Origin of the sequence: Streptomyces akebiae, from assembly GCF_019599145.1 — a bacterium.
Taxonomy (GTDB): domain Bacteria; phylum Actinomycetota; class Actinomycetes; order Streptomycetales; family Streptomycetaceae; genus Streptomyces; species Streptomyces akebiae.
The window spans coordinates 3,395,067-3,415,581 of sequence record NZ_CP080647.1 but is presented as its reverse complement, the minus strand read 5'-3'; the positions used below and the strand labels follow the sequence as shown (position 1 = coordinate 3,415,581).

At 68.5% G+C, this 20,515-nt stretch carries 19 protein-coding genes; 5 read left to right on the top strand and 14 right to left on the bottom strand.

Annotated features, from left to right (window positions below; genetic code table 11):
- Positions 1–20 precede the first annotated feature (20 nt).
- The 7 genes from K1J60_RS14530 to K1J60_RS14500 all read right to left on the bottom strand — a co-directional run bounded on the left by K1J60_RS14530 (position 21) and on the right by K1J60_RS14500 (position 6,609).
- A complete protein-coding gene (locus tag K1J60_RS14530; protein WP_220651461.1) occupies positions 21–776 on the bottom strand; it encodes a VOC family protein in 756 nt (251 codons plus the stop codon).
- A 179-nt stretch (positions 777–955) separates the two neighbouring features.
- Complete coding sequence (locus tag K1J60_RS14525) at positions 956–1,411, bottom strand: VOC family protein (RefSeq protein WP_220646590.1); 456 nt, start codon at positions 1,409–1,411, stop codon at positions 956–958.
- Between the two features lie 9 nt (positions 1,412–1,420).
- Positions 1,421–1,846, bottom strand: coding sequence for a helix-turn-helix transcriptional regulator (locus K1J60_RS14520; RefSeq protein ID WP_220646589.1), 426 nt, complete (start codon positions 1,844–1,846; stop codon positions 1,421–1,423).
- A gap of 87 nt (positions 1,847–1,933) precedes the next feature.
- On the bottom strand, positions 1,934–2,836 hold the full coding sequence (locus K1J60_RS14515; RefSeq protein ID WP_220646588.1) for a carbohydrate ABC transporter permease: 903 nt from the start codon (positions 2,834–2,836) through the stop codon (positions 1,934–1,936).
- Positions 2,837–2,838: 2 nt separating this feature from the next.
- Positions 2,839–3,825, bottom strand: coding sequence for a carbohydrate ABC transporter permease (locus tag K1J60_RS14510; RefSeq protein ID WP_220646587.1), 987 nt, complete (start codon positions 3,823–3,825; stop codon positions 2,839–2,841).
- A gap of 182 nt (positions 3,826–4,007) precedes the next feature.
- On the bottom strand, positions 4,008–5,363 hold the full coding sequence (locus tag K1J60_RS14505; protein WP_220646586.1) for an ABC transporter substrate-binding protein: 1,356 nt from the start codon (positions 5,361–5,363) through the stop codon (positions 4,008–4,010).
- A gap of 223 nt (positions 5,364–5,586) precedes the next feature.
- Positions 5,587–6,609 (bottom strand): LacI family DNA-binding transcriptional regulator, encoded by a 1,023-nt coding sequence (locus K1J60_RS14500; RefSeq protein WP_220646585.1) that lies wholly within the window; start codon positions 6,607–6,609, stop codon positions 5,587–5,589.
- A 181-nt stretch (positions 6,610–6,790) separates the two neighbouring features.
- On the opposite strand from K1J60_RS14500, the gene K1J60_RS14495 reads away from it, so the two are divergent.
- Positions 6,791–8,146 carry a glycoside hydrolase family protein gene (locus tag K1J60_RS14495; protein WP_220646584.1) on the top strand — a complete coding sequence of 452 codons (1,356 nt, stop codon included), beginning with the start codon at positions 6,791–6,793 and terminating at the stop codon, positions 8,144–8,146.
- Positions 8,147–8,300: 154 nt separating this feature from the next.
- Here the strand turns inward: K1J60_RS14495 and K1J60_RS14490 are convergent, their stop codons facing one another.
- The 3 genes from K1J60_RS14490 to sodN form a co-directional block, all read right to left on the bottom strand.
- Positions 8,301–10,583, bottom strand: a complete 2,283-nt coding sequence (locus K1J60_RS14490) for a UvrD-helicase domain-containing protein (protein WP_259408263.1) — start codon at positions 10,581–10,583, stop codon at positions 8,301–8,303.
- Positions 10,583–11,473, bottom strand: coding sequence for a hypothetical protein (locus K1J60_RS14485; RefSeq protein WP_220646582.1), 891 nt, complete (start codon positions 11,471–11,473; stop codon positions 10,583–10,585). Before K1J60_RS14485 ends, K1J60_RS14490 begins: the two co-directional genes overlap by 1 nt.
- A 517-nt stretch (positions 11,474–11,990) precedes the next feature.
- Positions 11,991–12,386, bottom strand: coding sequence for a superoxide dismutase, Ni (sodN, locus tag K1J60_RS14480; RefSeq protein ID WP_007491258.1), 396 nt, complete (start codon positions 12,384–12,386; stop codon positions 11,991–11,993).
- A gap of 156 nt (positions 12,387–12,542) precedes the next feature.
- Between sodN and sodX the strand changes: the two genes are divergently transcribed.
- A complete protein-coding gene (gene sodX, locus K1J60_RS14475) occupies positions 12,543–12,977 on the top strand; it encodes a nickel-type superoxide dismutase maturation protease (RefSeq protein WP_220646581.1) in 435 nt (144 codons plus the stop codon).
- Here sodX and K1J60_RS14470 read toward each other — a convergent pair.
- Complete coding sequence (locus tag K1J60_RS14470) at positions 12,881–13,510, bottom strand: CGNR zinc finger domain-containing protein (RefSeq protein WP_220646580.1); 630 nt, start codon at positions 13,508–13,510, stop codon at positions 12,881–12,883. The two genes, sodX and K1J60_RS14470, sit on opposite strands and share 97 nt — an antisense overlap.
- A gap of 125 nt (positions 13,511–13,635) precedes the next feature.
- Here K1J60_RS14470 and K1J60_RS14465 point away from each other — a divergent pair, with 125 nt between their 5' ends.
- Positions 13,636–14,394 (top strand): class I SAM-dependent methyltransferase, encoded by a 759-nt coding sequence (locus K1J60_RS14465; RefSeq protein ID WP_220646579.1) that lies wholly within the window; start codon positions 13,636–13,638, stop codon positions 14,392–14,394.
- Between the two features lie 162 nt (positions 14,395–14,556).
- Here K1J60_RS14465 and K1J60_RS14460 read toward each other — a convergent pair whose 3' ends face one another.
- Genes K1J60_RS14460 through K1J60_RS14450 form a run of 3 tightly spaced genes read right to left on the bottom strand, consistent with a single transcriptional unit; the run spans position 14,557 to position 17,264 of the window.
- Positions 14,557–15,318 (bottom strand): amino acid ABC transporter ATP-binding protein, encoded by a 762-nt coding sequence (locus tag K1J60_RS14460; protein ID WP_317619710.1) that lies wholly within the window; start codon positions 15,316–15,318, stop codon positions 14,557–14,559.
- On the bottom strand, positions 15,315–16,256 hold the full coding sequence (locus K1J60_RS14455; protein ID WP_220646578.1) for an amino acid ABC transporter permease: 942 nt from the start codon (positions 16,254–16,256) through the stop codon (positions 15,315–15,317). The genes K1J60_RS14460 and K1J60_RS14455 overlap by 4 nt, the downstream gene beginning before the upstream one ends.
- A gap of 45 nt (positions 16,257–16,301) precedes the next feature.
- The gene (locus K1J60_RS14450; RefSeq protein ID WP_220646577.1) at positions 16,302–17,264 is read right to left on the bottom strand and encodes an ABC transporter substrate-binding protein; all 963 of its coding nucleotides are present in this window, start codon (positions 17,262–17,264) and stop codon (positions 16,302–16,304) included.
- Between the two features lie 609 nt (positions 17,265–17,873).
- Here K1J60_RS14450 and K1J60_RS14445 point away from each other — a divergent pair.
- Both K1J60_RS14445 and K1J60_RS14440 read left to right on the top strand, forming a co-directional pair.
- A complete protein-coding gene (locus K1J60_RS14445; RefSeq protein ID WP_184899317.1) occupies positions 17,874–19,115 on the top strand; it encodes an NAD(P)-dependent malic enzyme in 1,242 nt (413 codons plus the stop codon).
- Positions 19,116–19,458: 343 nt separating this feature from the next.
- Complete coding sequence (locus K1J60_RS14440; protein WP_220646576.1) at positions 19,459–20,424, top strand: zinc-binding dehydrogenase; 966 nt, start codon at positions 19,459–19,461, stop codon at positions 20,422–20,424.
- Positions 20,425–20,515 lie beyond the last annotated feature (91 nt).

The window sequence follows — 20,515 nt, the reverse complement described above, 5'->3', positions numbered from 1 at the left end:
GTGGTCCCCAGGGTCCGACCTCATCTGGCCGTCGGAGGCAGTCCGCCTGTCTCCGGGGCGCGGCCCGTCAGGCAGTACGTGCCCCCTGCCGGGTCGCGCATCACGGTCCAGTGGGGATGGTGGGACACGCACGTCGCGCCGAGGGATTCGTGGCGACCCCGGGTGGTGTCGATGTCGGTGCAGGCGAAGTCGAGGTGAGCCGAGGTGGGGCGGGGGGCGTCGAGGCGCTGGAGGAGGATGCGGAGGGGGAGGCCGGTCGGCGGGCGCAGCACATGGAACTCCGGGCGGGAACCCGGACGGGAGTCCCACCCCGTCAGGGCCGCCCAGAACGTGACCTCGTCTTCGAAGGCGGCCGGCGTCACGTCGAGGCACACCTGGTCCAGTCGGCTTCCGTCCACCACCGGCGGCCGCTTGGCCTCTCCGCTCCATGGCACCACGCAGAAGAGCTGCCCGGCGGGTGAGCCGAGCACCGCCCAGTCGTCGTGCGGGGCGACCACCTCGGCGCCGAGCCGGACCGCCCGGTCGACGAGCGCGTGAACGTCCTCGACCGCGAAGTCCAGGTGCGCGCCGCCGTCGCCCGACTCGACCCCCTGCGCCTTCACGCACGCGTCGCCGTTCTCGGGCAGCAGCGTGACGAACTCGCCCCGATCACCTCGCGGTGCGGACAGCCGCGTCGCCGTGACCGCCGTCCAGAAGGCACAGGCCCGCTCGAACCGCGCCGCCGGCCGGTCGACGAACGCGTACGTCCACCGAATCGGCCCACCGGCCTCGCTCATCCCGCCCACCGAGCCGCCGTCCCCGCCGCCACTGCCGTTACCGCCCACTCCACCCACAGCGCCGCTCCCTGTCGTACGGTCCAGCCCCACGGCTGAACGACTCGTACGGTCCCTTGCCGCCCCGTTCCACGCAACGCCGTTTTCCGCCGGGCCGGGCCGCTGCCGCCGCGCTCGGGCGGTCAGTCCCGGCGCTGCATGAAGCGCAGCATGTTGCCCGCCGGGTCGCGGAACGCGCAGTCGCGGACGCCGTACGGCTGGTCCGTGGGGGCCTGGAGGACGTCGGCACCGGAGGCTTCGACACGGCTGTACAGGGCGTCGCAGTCGGCGGTGGTGAAGTTGACACCGCGCAGCACGCCCTTGGCGAGGAGGGCGGCGATGGTCTCGCGGTCGGCGGGGGAGATGTCGGGGTCGGCGGCCGGCGGCTCCAGGACGATCTCGACGTCCGGTTGGAGCGGGGAGCCCACGGTGACCCAGCGCATGCCCTCGAAGCCCACGTCGCCGCGGACCTCCATGCCGAGCACGTCACGGTAGAAGGCGAGTGCCTTGTCATGGTCGTCGACGGCGAGGAAGCACTGGGCGAGCTTCACATCCGGGGCCGGGAGCCCGTGCGCGGCGTGCGGATCGTTCGTAGCCATGTCCTCACGCTAGGACGCCTCGCCGGGTTCCGCCGTGCGTATGCGGTGTCGGGTCGGCCGGGTCAGGCGCTTCGCCACACACGCGGGGATGGCCGCGCCCTCCTCGTGCGAGCGGGCCCGGTACGCGCTCGGTGTCTCGCCGACCAGTTCGGTGAAGCGGGAGCTGAAGGAGCCCAGTGACGTACAGCCCACGGCCAGGCACACCTCGGTCACCGTGAGGTCGCCGCGGCGGAGCAACGCCTTGGCGCGCTCTATCCGGCGGGTCATGAGATAGCCGTACGGCGTCTCGCCGAAGGCCGCGCGGAAGCTGCGGTGGAAGTGTCCGGGGGACATCAGCGCGGTGCGGGCGAGCGCGGTCACCTCCAGCGGCTCGGCGTACTCGCGGTCCATGCGGTCCCGCGCCCGCCGCAGCCGCACCAGATCGTCCCGGTTCATGCCCACAGCATCGCACCGGCCACTGACAACGGGCCACGCACAGCGCTTCGGCGTACGGCCGCCCCCCCCCGGAGCGGGCGTGGTGCGTCACCCCTTCACCGCCGAGCTGGCCACCCCCTGGACGAACCACCGCTGGAAGAAGGCGAAGACGATCAGTACCGGCAGGACGAGGAGGACGCCGAAGGCGAGGATCTGGCCCCAGTCCGGGGGCTGCTGCCCCTGGAAGACGCTCATCTCCAGCGGCAGCGGACGTACCGACGGGTCCGAGACCATCAGCACCGGCCACAGGAACGACCCCCACTGGGTGAGGAAGGTCAGGATGGCTACCGAGGCGAAGGCCGGCTTCGACATCGGGACGATGATCGCGAAGAAGGTGCGCCACGGGCCCGCGCCGTCCAGCCGGGCCGCCTCCTCGATGCTCGGCGGGATCGAGCGGAAGAACGTGTGGAACTGGTAGACCGAGAAGGCGTTGGCGACGAAGGGGAGCGCCTGGATGAAGAGCGTGTTCCGCTGGTCGTTGAACATGTAGAACAGCGGCACGGCCACCGATTCGAACGGCACCAGCATCAGCAGCAGGACCAGGGTGAAGACGGCCTCCCGGCCCCGCCACCTCAGCCGCGAGAGCCCGTACGCCGCCATCGAGTTGATGAAGAGGCCGCCCGTCACCACCACGAACGCCAGCAACAGCGAGACGCCCATGAACTGCCAGAAGTAGCCCGTGCTGTCGGAGTTCAGGCTGTCCAGGACGGCGGAGTAGTTGTCGAAGGACAGATGGGTGGGGAGGAATCCGGACAGCCCGTCCAGGACCTCGTCGGACGGCTTGAGGCTGCCGAGGAGGAGGTAGATGACGGGCAGGGCGAAGACGAACGCCAGGACGGAGAGGACGGCGTAGTCGAGGAAGCGGCGCAGCGGTCCACGGGAGAGGCCGCCACCCGTGCTCACGCCCGCGCCCCCACCCACACCCGTGTGCGTGCTCGTAGTCGTGCTCATGCTCAGTCCTCGTTGTCGGGCCGGACGACGCGGCGCTGGATCAGGGTCAGGGCGACGACGATCAGGAAGAACACGACGGTGATCGCGGACGCCTGGCCGATGTTGTTCTGGTCGAAGGCGGTGGTGACGGCCTGGTACATCACCGTGCGGGCCGCGTCCTCGTCGAGCCCGCCGCCCTTGACCAGGACGTACACCTGGTCGAAGACGCGGAAGGACAGCACCGAGGTGAGCATCACGACGAAGACGAGGGTGGAGCGGATGCCGGGCAGGGTGACATGCCGGAACTGCTGCCAGGGCGAGGCCCGGTCGAGCTGGGCGGCCTCGTACAGCTCGCCCGGGATCTGCTGGAGCCCGGCGAGCAGGATGACCATCTGGAAACCCACGCCCTGCCAGACGGAGAGGACGATGATCGAGGCCATCGCGGTCAGGCCGTCGCCGAGCCAGTCGAACGCGCCCCAGTTGCCGAGGCTCACCGCGTCCAGCGCCGAGTTGAGCATGCCCTGGTCGCTGCGGGCGAGGATCAGCCGCCAGATCACCGCGACCAGGGCCATCGGGAAGACGACCGGCATGAAGAACACCGACCGGAAGACGCCGATCGCCTTCAGCTTGCGGTTCAGCAGGATCGCCAGGCCCAGGGCGAGCCCGGTCTGGAGGGGGACGACGACCACGGCGAAGGTCAGGTTGTTGAGCAGCGCCCGCAGGAACGGGCCGGAGAGGTCGGGGTCGGTGAACAGCCGTCGGTACTGTTCGACACCGAAGAAGGTGGGTTCCAGCGGGGAGCCGAGGCGCACGTTGTAGAAGGAGAGCACGACGGCGTAGCAGAAGGGGATGCCGACGAAGGCGATCAGTCCGGCGACGGCGGGGGCGGACATGAGCAGTCCGTGCAGCCATTCGCGGTTGCGGCGCGACGGCCGCGGGGCCGGTGCGCCGGGGCGTGAGGCCTGCTGTCGGCCTGGGGCCGCCGCGGGCGCGGGTTCCACGGTTTTCACGGAGGGGTCCTCTTCCCGGAGGGGCGGGCGAACACGGCGTGCGCGCGCCCGCCCCGGCCGATGGGTTCGGCTGAACGCGTTGAGTCCGACTGGTCCGACGGGCGCGGTCGCACCGGGGGCCCGGTTGAACGGATGCCGTCAACCGGACCCGACGGGTGCGATGCGGCCGACCGGGCGCGTGGCTACGGGATCTCGTAGCCGGCGTTGTCCGAGAAGTCCCGGTCGATGGCGCGAGCGGCCTTCGACAGGGCCTCCTTCGGGTCGGCGCCGCCGTAGATCGAGCTCACCGCCTCGCTGAACTTCGCGGTCACCACGGGGTATCCGGCGGTCACCGGCCGGGTGACGGCGACACACGACTTGCTGATGTCACGGTCGCCGCAGGGCTTGGCGAGCTGGTCGGCGAAGAGCTGGAGCGGGCCGCCCTGCCGGTAGAGGGGGCTCGCGGCGAGCGCGGACTTCGTGGCCGGCGGAGCGCCGTTGGCCTTCGTCATGGCGCCGACGTTGGTGTCGTCGAGGAGGAAGTCCAGGAAGGTGCCCGCGGCCTTGGCGTTCTTGCTGTTCGCGCCGACACCCCAGGCCCACGAGCCCTGGCCGGTCTTCGGGCCGTCGCCGAAGTCGGGCAGCGGCAGCACGACCAGGTCGTCACCGAGTGCCTCGCTGTAGGCGGGGTACATCCAGTGCCCGACCCAGCTCAGGGCGACCCGGCCCTTGGCGAAGGCGTTGCCGTCGGTGTTGGCGTCCGTCGCGGCCTTCCAGGACTGGAAGGTCTTCATGGCCGATGCCACTGCGGGGGTGTCGAGGGCGCCCTCCGCCTTGCCGTCCCTGAGCAGGGAGCCGCCCGCCGACCAGACGATCGGGGCGAATCCGTAGGTGCCCCACTCGGTGGCGTAGCCGTTGCCCTCCTGGAGGTCGATGACCTTGCCGTCGGAGTCCTTCGCCTTGAGCGCCTTGAGCGCGGCGTCGAACTCCTTCGCGGTCCAGGCGTCGTCCAGGCCCTTCGGGTACGTCACACCGGCGGCGTCCAGCAGCTTCTTGCTGCCGTACATGCCGAGTCCGGAGTCGAACATGCCCAGGCCGTAGTGCTTTCCGTCGATCTCGCCCTGCGCCTTGCTGGCATCGGTGGCGTTGTCGAGGGTCTTGGCGGAGACGTGGTCGTCGATCGGGGCGAGCTTCTTGTTGTAGACGAAGTTCGCCATCGTCGGGCCGTCGAACTCCAGGACGTCCGGCAGTTCGCCGGCGTCCGTCGCGGTGATCGTCTTGGTGTAGTCGGTCTCCGGTATCAGCTTCAGTTCGACCTTGACCTTGTCCTGCGAGGAGTTGAACGACTTCACCGCGTTCTGCAACGCCTCCGACTCGCTCTTCTGACCCTGGTGGGCCCAGACGCTGATCGTCCCCTCGCCGCTGCCGGCCTCGGCGGAGGTGTCGCCACCACCGCCCCCACCGCAAGCGGCCAGCGCCGCCAGGGGGAGGACCAGGGCCAGCCCTGTACGGGCGGTGCGGCGGAACCTTCTGCTGGTCGAGCTGGTGGTCGGGTTCATGGTGTGTGCCTCCGTGCGGGATGAGGGTGCGAGGTGCGGGGGGCTGTCGGGTGGTGGGGCGGTCGGGCGCCGGGGCGGCCGGACTGGACGGCGTTCGGCGGGTGGGGGGTGAGGGGCCCGGGTCCTACGGGTCGTATGGGCGTCCGGGGCGTACATGCCGTGCGGGGCGTACGGGATATGCGGGACATGCGGGATGTGCGGGACATGCGAGGTGGGCGGGACGTCACTGGGGTCCGCGTGGGCGCGGCGGTGCCGTCGTCTCGCGCAGGACGAGCCGTATGGGCATCTCCACCCGGCCTGGCGGCTGTTCGGCGTCCGGCTCGTCCAACTGCCGCAGCAGCATCCGGGCGGCCTCCGCGCCCTGCCCGGCGACCGGCTGGGCGACGGTGGTCAGCCCGACCACGTCGGCGAGTTCGTGATCGTCGAAGCCGACCACGGACACGTCGTCCGGCACCCGCAGCCGATGCCGTCTGAGCGCGCGCAACGCGCCCATCGCCATCTCGTCGGACTGGGCGAACACGGCGGTCGGCGGCCGGGACGCGGCCAGCAGCTCGGTCATCGCCCGCTCGCCGCCGTCCACGGTGTAGTCGCCGTCCGCCACCAGCGCCGGATCGTGCTCGATCCCGGCTTCGGCGAGGACGTGCAGATAGGCGGCGCGGCGGTCGACGGGGGTGGTCCAGTGCAGCGGCCCGCTGGCCCCGGAGATCATGCCGATCCGGCGGTGGCCGAGGTTCACCAGGTGCCGTACGGCGCTCTCCGCGCCCGCCCGGTCGTCGATGCCGACCACCGTGAAGCCGGGGCGGGCGCCCCCGACCGTGGAGGCCAGCGGCACCCCGAGGGAGCGCAACGCGGCGGACTCGTCCTCGTCCGGGATGAGCAGCGAGAGCACCGCGTCGACCCGCTTGCGCACCGGCAGTTTGGTGAAGAACCGCTTGCGCGCCTCGGCCGACCCCAGGTTGTAGAGCAGTACGTCGTACCCGGCGGCGCTGAACACCTGCTCGGCGGCGTCCAGCACGGTCCCGAAGAACCAGCGGCCGATGTACGGGGCGACGACCCCGATCGTGTACGTGCGTCCACTGGCGAGGCTGGACGCCGAACGGGACGCCGTGTAGCCGAGTTGTGCGGCGACGGCCGCGATCTGGGTGCGCACCTCGTCCGAGACGCCAGGCCGGCCCCGCAGTGCGCGGGACACGGTGGACGCCGAGACGCCGGCGGCGCGGGCGACATCGGTGATGCTGACCGGCACGGCGGATTTCTCCCGTCGGGTTCACGTCGGTGTGTCTGTGGGTGACGTGACCGTAAACCCGGCCTCCTTGTTGCGCAAGCGTTTGCGTTCAGTTTTACTTGCGCTGATTCTCAAGCGATACCTCTCTCAACCATGGTCAGCGCACGCGTTTGGGCGCTACGAGCCGACAGGACTGCTGCGCATGCGATACGCCCCGCCGGGCCTCTGCGTGAACGACTTCGCCCTGCTCCGCGAGGACGACGGCACCTACACGGTGCTGCATCTCCAGGGGCCCTGGACCGCCGAGTTCGACCATCTGCGGATGGAGACGTCCTACGGGCGGGCCACCTCGGTCGACCTGGTCGGCTGGCGGCCCGAGGGCACCGCCTTCGGCAACGGTCTGCCCGGCCGCTTCGACCAGCAGGCGGTGTGGACGATGCACCCCGTCCGCCACGGCACCGGAAGCGCGATGTTCTACACCGGGGTGAGCGGACTGACCCCGGAGGGCTGGCCCCTGCAGTCCGTCGGCCTCGCCCACTCCGACCGTACGGACGGCACGGGCTGGCGGCGCCACAGCACCGGACCGGTCGTCGAGGCCGACGCGCGCTGGTACCGCACCGGCGACCGCATGGGCTGGCGCGACCCGTTCGTCGTCCGCGACGACGAGGGTGACGGCTGGGTCATGGTGATCTGCGCGAGCGACGCCTCGCTCCCCGTGGAGGTCAGCGGCTGCGTGGCCCTCGCCACCTCGCCGGACCTGGAGCACTGGACGGTCCACCCGCCGCTGATCTCCCCTGGTGACGTGGACGAGTTGGAGTGCCCCGTCCTGGAGCGCCTCGACGACGGCACCTGGCTCCTCCTGGGCTCGATCGGCGCGACGCGCGGGTTCGACGCGTGGACGGCACCCCGTCTGCGCGGCCCCTGGACCCGGCACGGCCAACTGGGCCCCACGGGGGCGTATGCCCCCCGCGTCATCCTCGACCCCGACGGCTCCCGCGTCGTGCTGCACACGACACCTCGCCGGGTCGGCCTCACCGACGCCGGCGCCCCCTGCCGGGGCATGCTCGCCCAGCCCAAGTCCCTGGTCGTCGGGGCGGATTCGGCCCCGCACCTGGCCTGGTGGCCGGGCCTCGGCACCTGGCTCGGCGACCCGACGACCGACCCCGCTCTCCACGCGGTCGGCGACATCGCCCTCGGCGGCCGCCCCGTCGAGGTCGCCCTGCGCACCGACGCGGCCGACCCCGCCCGCCCCGCCCTCACCGTTACCTGCGACGGCAAGAACCTCCACGTCACGGGCCCGGCCGGCACCCCGTTCGCCGAGACGGTGCTCCGTGAACCCCCCACGTCACTGCGCATCCTGACGGTCGGCGAATACGTCGAGGTCTACGCGGACGGCGTCTTCGCCCTGACCGCCCTCTGCTACTCCGGCCGCCCCGCCCCCTGGACGGTCACCACCGACGACCACACGGCCCCCGTCCCCGTCCGTCCCCTTCGCCTCCCGAACCCCGACCGCGACGACGCGTCGGCGGTCTGGCCCGGCCCCGCCCCGACCACCTGACTCCGGCGGGCCGCACGGCCCGCAACGGCCCGCACGGCCCCCGGACACCACCGCACCCGGCCCGTCACACCGCCGTGCGAGACGGCGGTATACGGACCGGGTGCGGACGAGAGAGGCCGGGTCAGGCCTTCTTTGTCTCCGTGCGCCCCGTTGTCTACTGCGACCGGGGATTGGGTGCGACGGCGGAACCGGTAACGGCTACATCAGCATCGACAGCCTTGCCCAATACTTCGCCGAAGCCTCCCTGCTCCTGTGGGGCGACGATGGTCAGATGCTCCTCGGCGCGGCTCGCAGCCAGGTAGAACTGGGAGTACAGAGCCCGCATCGCGCTGGTGCCGTGTCCGTACTCGTGGTTCCCGCTCGTGCCTCCGACCACCACGACATGCGAAAACTGGAGGCCGGCGGCGTACTCGGCTGCCGTCACGATGAGGGCACGCCGGGAGTAGCGCAGCCGTTCGATTTCATCCCTTCCGTCGATCAGGACGTACGAGGCCGTGGAGTGCCCCTTGTCCTTGAGGACCTCCCTGATTGCCTCCAGTTCGCTGTTGCCTATTCCGATGAGGGCCACCCGCTGTTCCTGAGTGCTCGCAGCATGCAGGGCGAAAGCGTCTGTCACGCCGGTCTCGGCCAACTTGTGACGGCTGACGAATCGCGCTCGAGGCAGCTCTCGGCCTGTCTTACCGGAGTCGGGGATCGCGTCGTACACCCAGTCGTGTCCGAGCTCCACCACGTTCGGCATCTGTGTGTGCAGATAGCGCAGGAAATTGAAGACGGGCTCGGTGAATCGATGCGTCGTCTTCAAGTCGATCGACTTTGTCTGCCCGCGCTGGATCATGCCGCTGGCAGCGCGGCTGATGTCGGTCTCGGCCAGGCCGGTGAGGAGCAGGAAAACGGACTGGCTCGGGTCCATCGCCATGACAAGCCGCGGCGGCTTCTCCGCCTCGCGGGTGAGTAAATGCAGCAGGTAGCGCTCGGGGTCGCTGAAGAGATGGAACTCATCGACGAAGACAATGTCGTAGCCGCGGCCGGCTCGGACGGCGTTCCACTCGTATTTCTCGAGGTCCCTCCTCAAATCGTCCACCACCTGGTCGGTGGTGACCAAACCCTCCTCCACCAACTGTCGGACGTAGTACTTGTACACGCGGAAGGAGAGTTCTCGGTCTGCATTCGTTTCGAGTGGCACCATCCACGATTCACGAGGGAGATCAATATATTTCTGCAGCGCATTGGGCAGGGTCTTGATCTCGCGCGAGTCGAAGACCTCGGCGAATTCACGCAGCAAAGCCCAGCAGAGGCGGAGCCGATCGGCCTCGTCCCGGTCGGCGTCGACGCCCTGCCGCACCCAGTCACTGACATTGGCCTTGTAGCTCGTCCAGATACTGGACTTGATGTGTTCGACAGCATCGCTGATGAGGCGCATCTGCTGCTGCTTGCCGTCCAGACTGTCTTCGCCGAGGACCTCGACCTCTGAGGACAAGGGGCCTTGGAGCCACTCTTTCAAGTAGAGGAGCGGCATGACATCAATCTTGGAGGAGAGCCCGCGCTCGTCGAGGCGCCTGAACGCCTCCTCCACCTGCTCTGCCATGGACCAACTGTGTGTGAGGAACAGGATCCGCGGCAGCGCTCCACTGGCGGACCCCGGGGTCTGGGCATTGCTCTCCGCCGCGGACGACGTGTACAGCTCGTGCAGCGCCTTCAGTTGGAGGGTGAGGGTCTTGCCCGAGCCGGCTACACCGCGGATCTTCAGTGGGTCGGCCAATGCGTTGTCGAGGATGTCCCGCTGGGCGTCCGTCAGCTGCGGAAGCCACTCCGAGTACGAGCGTTCCCGGGCGACGGACCCGGCACCTACCCGCATCAGGTCAATGGAAGGCTGCAGCAGTTGGGGCTTTTCCTTGACGCCACTGAACGCCTGGACGGCTGCATCCAGCGCCTGGTGGTAGCCGGAGATCGCATCGTTGACGGGCGTGTGGTCGATGGTGAAGCTCTGAAGGGGTTTCGGATCGCTCCGGTCGGTGAGCCACCAGAAAGCCGCGTGCCCTCCCTGGAGGGTTTCGGCGACCCACCGCAACGAATCATGGTTGATGTTGCGGGGCAGCGCGAAGAAGGCCAGGAAATTCTCGTACGAGAACTTGCTCCACTGGTGGGGAAGAGAGACCGGCGGGTGAGCCATGGCACGGGAAGCCCGGTCGATGCGTTCCAGAAAACGGGTGGCCGTCTCCGTGGAGTCTTCGGTGATCAGTTCCCAGCACCAACCGTCCACCAGGATCAATCGACTGTCTTGGTCGTCCTCGCGGCGCACAAAGAAGCGGCAGCCCATCGTCTCCGACAGGAATAGATTGTCACCCAGCAGCCCTGGTTCAGGATTCGACTGAAAGCCATTGATGCGGCCGTGCTCGATGTATTCAGGAAGGCTACTGCGTGTAAAGACAATCAACATCACTTGCCCCAGCTTTCAACGTAGTCATCAAGGTGCGAGTCCCGTGCTCCCTCGTAGTCGGCAGGCAAGCCGATGTCGGTGAATACCTGGGCCATCTGCTGGACGACACGGTGACAATAGAGGATCTTCAGACGGGCGATCCGCCGTGCTCGATGTTGCCCCGGGGAGTGGTATTCGTCGGCCGGCCGCAGGGCTACCGAGGTGTCCTCGATGCTGCGGATGAGGCGCAGCATCACGACGTACCCACCTGCGTAGCCAGGGCCGGGCTCGCACAAGAAGAGGGTATCGCCGGGGAAGCTCTTGAGCCTGCTTTTTATCTCTTTGCGAAGCAGTTCCTTGCTGCTCGTCTTCGGCTTGCGCAGTTTGTCGAGATCGGCGCTGAGTCCCTCGATGTGGCGCCAGTATTCATCAGAGTCCGTGCACTGCTTCAGAGTGACCTGGGCGGTCCAATAAAGCCCGAGGGTCTGGAGTTCGGCTTCGAAACGGGGGCGTCCCTTGCCGTCCGGGGGCAGCAGTACCGAAATTTCCTCCATCGGATATCCAAGTTGCAGCATCTCCAGGGCGCGTTCCACGGATTCAGTTGCCACTTCTTGCGTGAACAGGCTGTGCAGTATCTTCTCGGACTTTGTGCATTCCGTGGCGATAATCTTAGGGATGATGAATTGCTGGACGTAGACGTCGAACGGGATTGCCGGCACATAGGTGACTGTTCCCCAGTGTTTCCCGAAGGACAGGTCGCAGTTCGCGGTCACGACGATGGCAATAGTGTCGCGCCAGCCAGTCGGGAATTCCTCCTTCTGGAGGAATTCCAGTACATCGCCCTGCCGGAGGGGCTGCTCACTCAAACCGGTCTCGTACTCGCGGAATGGTGCTGATGTGGCGTCCATCACGCCTGGATGCTACAGCCCGGCCCTGACCTTTCGTAGCCGCTTGCGGGTTCAACTGCCGGGCTGTCCATGGCCCTTGCTCGAGACGGGAGACTACGATCCCGAGCAGCTCGGAGGGGTGTTGTCGAGGGCGCACATGCGTGTCCCCCGCCGGTTTCGGGCTGAGCCTGGCCCGAGAAGCAACGTCGCCTCGCGAGCCGGGCGGATCATGTTCGAGGCGTACGCCGAAGTGGGAGGCGTGGCTCATCGCCGCCGGTCCGCGCCGCTCGCCCCTCCGAGGAGTGGCTGTTCGCGAGGGAGGAGGGCGAGCCCCTCAACCACTGCCGCTGGAAACGGAATGGAACTGCACCACTTCTGCGCCTCCGCCCTCATGGCCGGCGGAGAGCGTCAAGCAGGTGCGGCCAGAAAGAAGACCGCACCCGGACCGTCATGGACGCCGTGCTCGGCGGCATGCGGACCGGGTGCGGACCGGTTGACCTGGCGACCAAGGAAATCGCAGGTCACATGGCGTGATCAAAGATCAAGCCTTCTTGGTCTCCCAGAAGATCTTGTCGATCTGGGCGATGTAGTCGAGCGCCTTCTGGCCCGTCGCCGGGTCGGTCGAGCCCTTGGCGGCCGAGAGGGCCTTGAGGGCGTCGTTGACCAGCTGGTGCAGCTCCGGGTACTTCTCGAAGTGCGGGGGCTTGAAGTAGTCGCTCCAGAGGACCGACACATGGTGCTTGGCGAGCTCGGCGCGCTGCTCCTTGATGACGGTCGCGCGAGCCTGGAAGTGCGGGTCGTCGTTGGCGGCCATCTTCTCCTGCACGGCCTTCACCGACTCCGCCTCGATGCGGGCCTGGGCCGGGTCGTACACGCCGCAGGGCAGGTCGCAGTGGGCGCTGACCTTGACCTTGGGGGCAAACAGGCGGGAAAGCATGGAGCATTCCTTCCTCGTGATCGTCTTCTCAGGTGGGACATTACTCCCTACGAGAGAGGTTTTCGCGAGTGCCCCCATGGGCTTAGGACAAAAGTCCGGGGTCAGACTGGGACTGGTGGAGCACTGGAGAGGAACGGACCGGGGAGGTGCCGGGTGATGCCGGAGCCGTCGCAGGAGAGCGAGCGGGGCAGGGCCCTCCTGCCCTTCGGGGTGGCCGAGGTCACAGGGCCCTCCATGGTTCCCACGCTGCGCCACGGGGACCAACTGCTCGTCCACTACGGGGCCCGCCTGGGGATCGGTGACGTCCTCGTGTTGCGCCACCCCTTCCAGCAGGATCTGCTCGTCGTGAAGCGGATCGCCGAGCGCCGCGACGGCGGTTGGTGGGTGCTCGGGGACAACGCGTACGCGGGCGGGGACAGTACGGACTACGGGGTCGTCCCCGATGAACTGGTGCTGGGGAAGGTGCGATTCCGGTACCGGCCCCGGCCGGAGGGTCAGGGTTCGCCGTTCGCGCTCGCCCGCTGGGCGTTCTCGGCGGCCAGGCCCGTGTTCGGCGACCGGTCCGCCTCCAGGCGTTTGCGGGCCCGGTAGGCCGCCACGTTGGCGCGGGTCGCGCAGCGGTCCGAGCAGTAGCGCCGGGAGCGGTTGGTGGAGGTGTCGAGGTAGGCGTTGCGGCAGGGCGCCGCCTCGCACAGACCTAGCCGGTCCACGCCGTACTCGGTGAGGTGGAAGGCCAGGCCCATCGCGGCGATGGCGGCGTAGCCCGCCGTCGCGTTGGACGGGTGGTCCGCCAGGTGCATGTGCCACAGAGGGCGGCCGTCGTCGTCCCGGAAGTCGTGCCCCGAGATCTGCGGGCTCACCGGGAATTCGAGCAGCAACGAGTTCAGCAGGTCCACGGCGAGGGTCTCGTCGCCGTCGTTCGCGGCCTCGAAGACCGAGCGCAGCCGGGCCCGTACCGACCGGAACCGGGTGACGTCGGCGTCCGTCGCCCGCCGGGCCGCCTGCCGGCTGGGCCCGAAGAGATCGCGGACGGCCTCGACCGAGGTGAGCGTGTCCTTGCCCCGGGTCGGCTCCTCGGTGTTGACGAGGCGTACGGCGTAGTCCGAGTAATGGGCCAGTTCCACTTGTAGTCCTTACGGGGGCGCTCTAATGTCGTGGTGCGGGTCAAGTAATGGCTGCTCGTGCTTACAGGGTATTACGTGCGTGCCGGAAGAAGCGGTACAAGCGGTACACCGAGGGAGGGAACCCCATGACCACCACGGCCGGAACCGACTGGCAGGCCTGGCAGGAGAGCTGGGACCGGCAGCAGGAGCTGTATCTGCCGGACCGTGAGGAGCGGTTCCGGGTGATGCTCGACATGGTGGAGGCCTTCATCGGCCCCGAGCCCCGCGTCCTCGACCTCGCCTGCGGTACGGGTTCCATCACGTCCAGGCTGCTGGCGCGGTTCCCCGAGGCCGTCAGCACCGGCGTGGACCTCGACCCGGCCCTCCTCGCCATCGCCGAGGGCACGTTCGAGGGCGACCGGCGGGTCGCCTTCGTCACCGCCGACCTCACCGACCCCGACTGGCCGACCCGGCTGCCGTACGACTCGTACGACGCCGTCCTGACGGCCACAGCCCTGCACTGGCTGCACAGCGAACCCCTCGCCGCCCTCTACGGTCAGGTCGCGGAACTCCTCCGCGACGGCGGTGTCTTCATGAACGCGGACCACATGATCGACGAGTCGACGCCCCGGATCAACGCGGCGGAGCGCGCGCACCGGCACGCGGGTATGGAACAAGCCAGGGCGGACGGTGTCGTCGACTGGGCCGCATGGTGGCAGCTCGCCGCCCAGGACCCCGTGCTCGCCGCGCCGACGGCCCGCCGTTTCGAGATCTACGGCGAACACGCCGACGGTGACTTCCACAGCGTCGACTGGCACGCCCGGGTCCTGCGCGATCAGGGCTTCGCCGAGGCCCGCGCGGTGTGGTGCTCGCCCGCCGACTCGATGGTGCTGGCGGTGAAGTAGCCCGGGGTGTCGGCCGTGGCGTGGACCACCGGGCGTGACGACGGGGCCCGCGGCGCGGCTCAATGACGACCGGGCCCGTGACACGAGTGAGGGGCGGTACGGGATGTCCGTACCGCCCCTCGTCCGCGTACCGCGTCCCGTCCGTCCGTGCGTCCGGCCCGGTCAGAGGACCTTGGACAGGAACGACTGCGTCCGCTCTTCCTGCGGGTTCGTCAGCACGTCACGGGGGTTGCCGGACTCGACCACCACACCGCCGTCCATGAAGACCAGGCTGTCGCCGACCTCGCGGGCGAAGCCCATCTCGTGGGTGACGACGACCATCGTCATCCCGGACTCGGCCAGGTCGCGCATGACGTCGAGGACGTCGCCCACCAGCTCCGGGTCGAGCGCCGAGGTCGGCTCGTCGAAGAGCATCAGCTTCGGCTCCATGGCCAGGGCCCGGGCGATGGCCACCCGCTGCTGCTGGCCGCCGGAGAGCTGCGACGGGTAGTTGCCCGCCTTGTCGCCGAGGCCGACGCGCTCCAGCAGCTCATGGGCGCGCTCACGGGCCTGGGCCCTGCTGACGCCCTTGACCTGGACCGGCGCCTCCATCACGTTCTCCGCGGCCGTCATGTGCGGGAACAGGTTGAAGCGCTGGAACACCATGCCGATGTCACGCCGCTTGAGCGCGACCTCGCTGTCCTTGAGTTCGTACAGCTTGTCGCCCTTCTGGCGGTAGCCGACCAGTTCGCCGTCGACGTACAGCCGTCCGGCGTTGATCTTCTCAAGATGGTTGATGCACCTGAGGAAGGTCGACTTGCCGGAGCCGGACGGACCGATGAGGCAGAACACCTCGCCCGTCCGCACCTCCAGATCGATGCCCTTGAGGACCTCGACGGGGCCGAACGACTTGTGGATGCCCTCGGCCTTCACCATGGCGGTCATGCCGAGACTCCCTTCGGACGGCGCAGCGGCAGCAGGGCCGTCTTGAAACGCTGCATCGGTGTCGGCGGCAGGGACCGGGAGGACCCCTTCGCGTAGTGCCGCTCCAGGTAGTACTGCCCGACGCTGAAGATGCTGGTCAGGATCAGGTACCAGGCGGCGGCGAGGAACAGCATCTCCACCGTGGACCCCGAGCCCTGTCCGATGTCCTGGGCCGCCTTGAGCAGATCCACGTACTGCACCGTCGAGACGAGCGACGTGGTCTTCAGCATGTTGATGACCTCGTTGCCCGTGGGCGGCACGATCACGCGCATCGCCTGCGGGATCACGATCCGCCGCAGCGTCTTGGCGTGGCTCATGCCGAGCGCGTGCGACGCCTCGGTCTGCCCCTCGTCCACCGACAGCAGACCGGCGCGGCAGATCTCCGCCATGTACGCGGCCTCGTTGAGACCGAGGCCGAGCAGCGCCGTCAGCAGCGGGGTCATGAAGGACGACCAGTAGTCCTTGTAGATCGGCCCGAGGTTGATGTACTCGAAGACCAGGCCCAGGTTGAACCAGACGAAGAGCTGGACCAGGACCGGCGTGCCGCGGAAGAACCAGATGTAGAACCACGCCACCGACGAGGTCACCGGGTTCTTGGACAGCCGCATCACGGCGAGCAGGATGCCGCCGACGATGCCGATCACCATGGACAGCACGGTGAGCAGCAGGGTGTTCAGAACGCCTTCGATGATGCGGTCGTCGAAGAAGTAGTCGGGGACCGCTCCCCAGTTGATCTTCTTGGCCTGCGCGAACGCGTAGACGATCGAACCGAGGAGGGCGAGTGCGATGGCCGCGGACACATAGCGCCCCGGGTGCCGGACCGGAACGGCCTTGAGGGCCTCCGGGCCGGCGGGGGGCGTGTCCGAGGGACCGTCCGTCTTGTTGACGTCAACAGTCACTGGTGGAGCCTTTCAGAACCGAGCCCAGGATCAGGAGCGCTGTGATCAGGAGCCGCCGTTGATCTTGGCTTCGGTGACGGCGCCGTCCTCGACGCCCCACTTCTTGATGATCTTCTCGTACTCGCCGTTGTCGATGATGGCCTGGACGGCGGCCTGGAGCGCGTCACGCAGCTCGGTGTTGTCCTTCGCCACGGCGATGCCGTAGGGGCCGGCCTCGACCTGGTCGCCCACGATCTGGAAGTAGTCGCCGCCGCCCGAGGTCTTCACGGAGTACGCGGCCACCGGGTAGTCGGCGGAGACGACGTCCGCGCCCTTGGAGCGCATCCGGGTCTCGGCCTCGGGGTTGGTGGCGAAGTCCTCGATCTTGAGCGCCTTCTTCTTGTCGTCCTTGCACTTCTTCGCCTGATCCTTGGCGAGGTCGTGCGAGAACGTGTTGCGCTGCACGGCGATCGTCTTGCCGCAGAGGTCGTCCCAGGTCTTGATGGACTGGTCGTCGCCCTTGTTGGTGTACAGCGAGACACCGGCGGTGAAGTAGTCGACGAAGTCGACGCCGGCGCCGACCTTCTTGCCGGTGTCGGCGTCGATGCCCTCCTGGCGGTCCTTGGTGTCGGTCATGGCCGACATCGCGATGTCGTACCGCTTGGCGGCCAGACCACCGATGAGGGTGTCGAAGGTGGCGTTCTGGAACTTGAAGTCCACACCGAGCTGCTTGCCCATCGCCGCGGCGATGTCGAGGTCGATGCCGACGACCTTGCCCGACTCGTCCTTGTACTCGACCGGGGCGTAGGCGATGTCCGAACCGACGTTGATCACGCCCTTGTCCCGCACGGCCGCGGGCAGCTTGTCCGCCAGCGGTGCCGCGCTGGTGGAGGCGCTGTCGGAGCCGTTGTCCTTCTTGGTCTGGTCACCGCAGCCGGTGAGCAGCAGGGCGCCCGCGACCGCGATCGCTCCGACCGCGGCTGTACGGGAACGCAGGCCGGTCGTACGACAGGTGGTGCTTGCGGTCATGGTGGGTTCCTCCGGCGGGGTGGTGTGGAGTTGCCGACAGGTCGACGATTAACACGCGTCTTCGAGTGTGGCGACCTCGTGTGATTACGGCATCTTGCCATTCGGGCATGTGCAATCAGATGACCAGCCATGTCAAAATCGGATAACGGGTGACCCCCGAATGACCTACGAACCGCTGCGGACCAGGTGATCACACCGGACCTTGTGCGGCATCGCCCTCTTCCGGCCGGAAGATCTTCGGTGCATCTCAGGATGCGGTCGGCTGCGAACTCCGCACACGTGGCCGTACAGAACTTGTCGTGATGTGGCCCGACTTGTCCTGTCATCCGTCGATGAGTCGAACCAACCATGATCGTCTTCAAATGACCTTCGAGTTGTGACCTTCGAGGTATGAAGACCTATGGACTCGTCCTCGGCGCCGTCCGTCCGGTAAGAAGGTTCCTTACACCCCTCATCCGGGGCCCAGGGCGCGTGTGCGGCGCGCCCGTCGCGTCTGAGCCCGCAGGCGTCGCCGTACGTACCGGTGACCTGGGACTTACGCGGTGCCCGCCCGCCTCCGAACCGGGAGCGGTCACCCTCAAACCATGCAGACCTAAGGGGTACAACAAAGTGGCAGCGGAGATTGTCAATCCTCGCACCGACAACGGCGACGGAAGTACGGGCCAGGAAGGCGGCGGGGAGCCCCTCAATTCCCTCGACTCCTTCGACCCCGCCTTCGCCTTGCACCGCGGCGGCAAGATGGCCGTGCAGGCCACCGTGCCGATCCGGGACAAGGACGACCTGTCCCTCGCCTACACGCCCGGCGTCGCGCGGGTGTGCACCGCCATCGCCGAGCAGCCGGACCTGGTCAACGACTACACCTGGAAGTCCTCGGTCGTCGCCGTCGTGACGGACGGTACGGCGGTCCTCGGCCTCGGTGACATCGGCCCCGAGGCCTCCCTCCCCGTGATGGAGGGCAAGGCGATCCTCTTCAAGCAGTTCGGCGGCGTCGACGCGGTGCCGATCGCGCTCGCCTGCACGGACGTCGACGAGATCATCGAGACCGTGGTCCGCCTCGCTCCCTCGTTCGGCGGTGTGAACCTGGAGGACATCTCCGCGCCCCGCTGCTTCGAGATCGAGAAGCGGCTCCAGGAGCGCCTGGACATCCCGGTCTTCCACGACGACCAGCACGGTACGGCGGTCGTGACGCTGGCGGCCCTGCGGAACGCCGCCCGGCTGACCGGCCGTGGGCTCGGCGATCTGCGCGCCGTGATCTCGGGTGCGGGCGCGGCGGGCGTGGCCATCGCCAAGATGCTGCTGGAGGCCGGCCTCGGTGACGTCGCGGTCGCCGACCGCAAGGGCATCGTCTCCGTGGACCGCGAAGACCTCACCCCGGTCAAGCGGGAACTCGCCGAACTCACCAACCGGGCCGGGCTGTCGGGCTCCCTGGAGGACGCCCTCGCGGGCGCGGACGTCTTCATCGGCGTCTCCGGCGGTACGGTCCCGGAGGAGGCGGTGGCCTCGATGGCGGAGAACGCGTTCGTCTTCGCCATGGCCAACCCCAACCCCGAGGTGCACCCGGACGTCGCCCACAAGTACGCGGCGGTCGTCGCGACCGGGCGCTCCGACTACCCGAACCAGATCAACAACGTCCTCGCCTTCCCGGGGATCTTCGCGGGGGCCCTTCAGGTGCGGGCCTCCCGGATCACCGAGGGGATGAAGATCGCGGCGGCGGAGGCGCTGGCGTCGGTCGTCGGTGACGATCTCGCGGCGGACTACGTCATTCCGTCGCCGTTCGACGAGCGGGTCGCTCCGGCGGTGACCGCGGCGGTCGCGGCGGCGGCTCGGGCGGAGGGCGTGGCTCGGCGCTGAGCCCTCCGGGTGGTGGCGGTGTCTTCCTCGCCCCCGCCGCCCCTGCCCGTCCCGTCCTCAAGGGGCTGCGCCCCTTCGACCCCCAGGTGCGGGTCCGGTCGGGGCTGGTCGCGCAGTTCCCCGCGCTCCTGGAAACAGCGGGGCTGCGCCCTGAAAAGCTCCAGGCCCTGCGGGCCTGGAGCTTTTCAGGGCGCGGGGGACTGCGCGAGAAGCCCCACTCACCCGCAGCCGCCCACGCACCCGTGCTCCCGAGCTGTCAGGCGCTGAGGCCGACGTGGGACGGGACGCGTGTCACAGTGGTCCGTGGTTCCATCGCTCCCGGCATCCCCCTATGGTCAGGCGCATGTTCGCTGCCTACGCCGCCCGCATCGACCGTGACCAACCGCTCAACGGACTGGAGTTGGGCGACCGGCCCGCGCCGGAATCGAGGCCCGGCTGGACGACCGTGAAGGTGAAGGCCGCCTCGCTGAACCACCACGACCTGTGGTCCCTGCGCGGGGTCGGCCTCGCGGAGGACAAGCTGCCCATGATCCTCGGCTGCGACGCCGCGGGCGTCGACGAGGACGGCAACGAGGTCGTCCTGCACTCGGTGATCGGCCAGACGGGCCACGGTGTCGGCCCGGACGAACCCCGCTCGATCCTCACCGAGCGCTACCAGGGCACCTTCGCCGAACTCGTCTCCGTCCCCACCTGGAACGTCCTCCCCAAGCCCGCCGAACTCTCCTTCGAAGAGGCCGCCTGCCTGCCCACCGCCTGGCTGACGGCGTACCGCATGCTCTTCACCAACGCCGGTGTACGACCCGGCGACTCCGTTCTCGTCCAGGGCGCCGGCGGCGGTGTGGCCACCGCCGCGATCGTGCTCGGCAAGGCGGCAGGCCTGCGGGTCTTCGCCACCAGCCGGGACGAGGCCAAGCGCAAGCGGGCCCTGGAGCTGGGCGCCGTGGAGGCGCTGGAGTCGGGGGCACGGCTCCCGCAGCGTGTCGACGCGGTCATCGAGACCGTCGGCGCCGCCACCTGGTCCCACTCGGTGAAGTCCCTGCGCCCCGGCGGCAGCCTCGTCATCTCGGGTGCCACCAGCGGCGACCGCCCCTCCCACGCCGAACTGACCCGTATCTTCTTCCTCGAACTCAAGGTCGTCGGCTCCACGATGGGGACCAAGGATGAGCTGGAGGACCTCCTCTCCTTCTGCGCCGCGACCGGTGTCCGCCCCGTCATCGACGAGGTGCTGCCCCTGGACCGTGCCCGCGAGGGCTTCGAACGCCTCGCGGCCGGCGACCAGTTCGGCAAGATCGTGCTCACCAGCCCCTGACGGTTCCTTCGTCATCACGGCCGGCCCGGATCTCCGGGTCGGCCGTCGTCATGTCAACCAGGGTTGACGCTCCGGGTCGTGTCAACGTAAG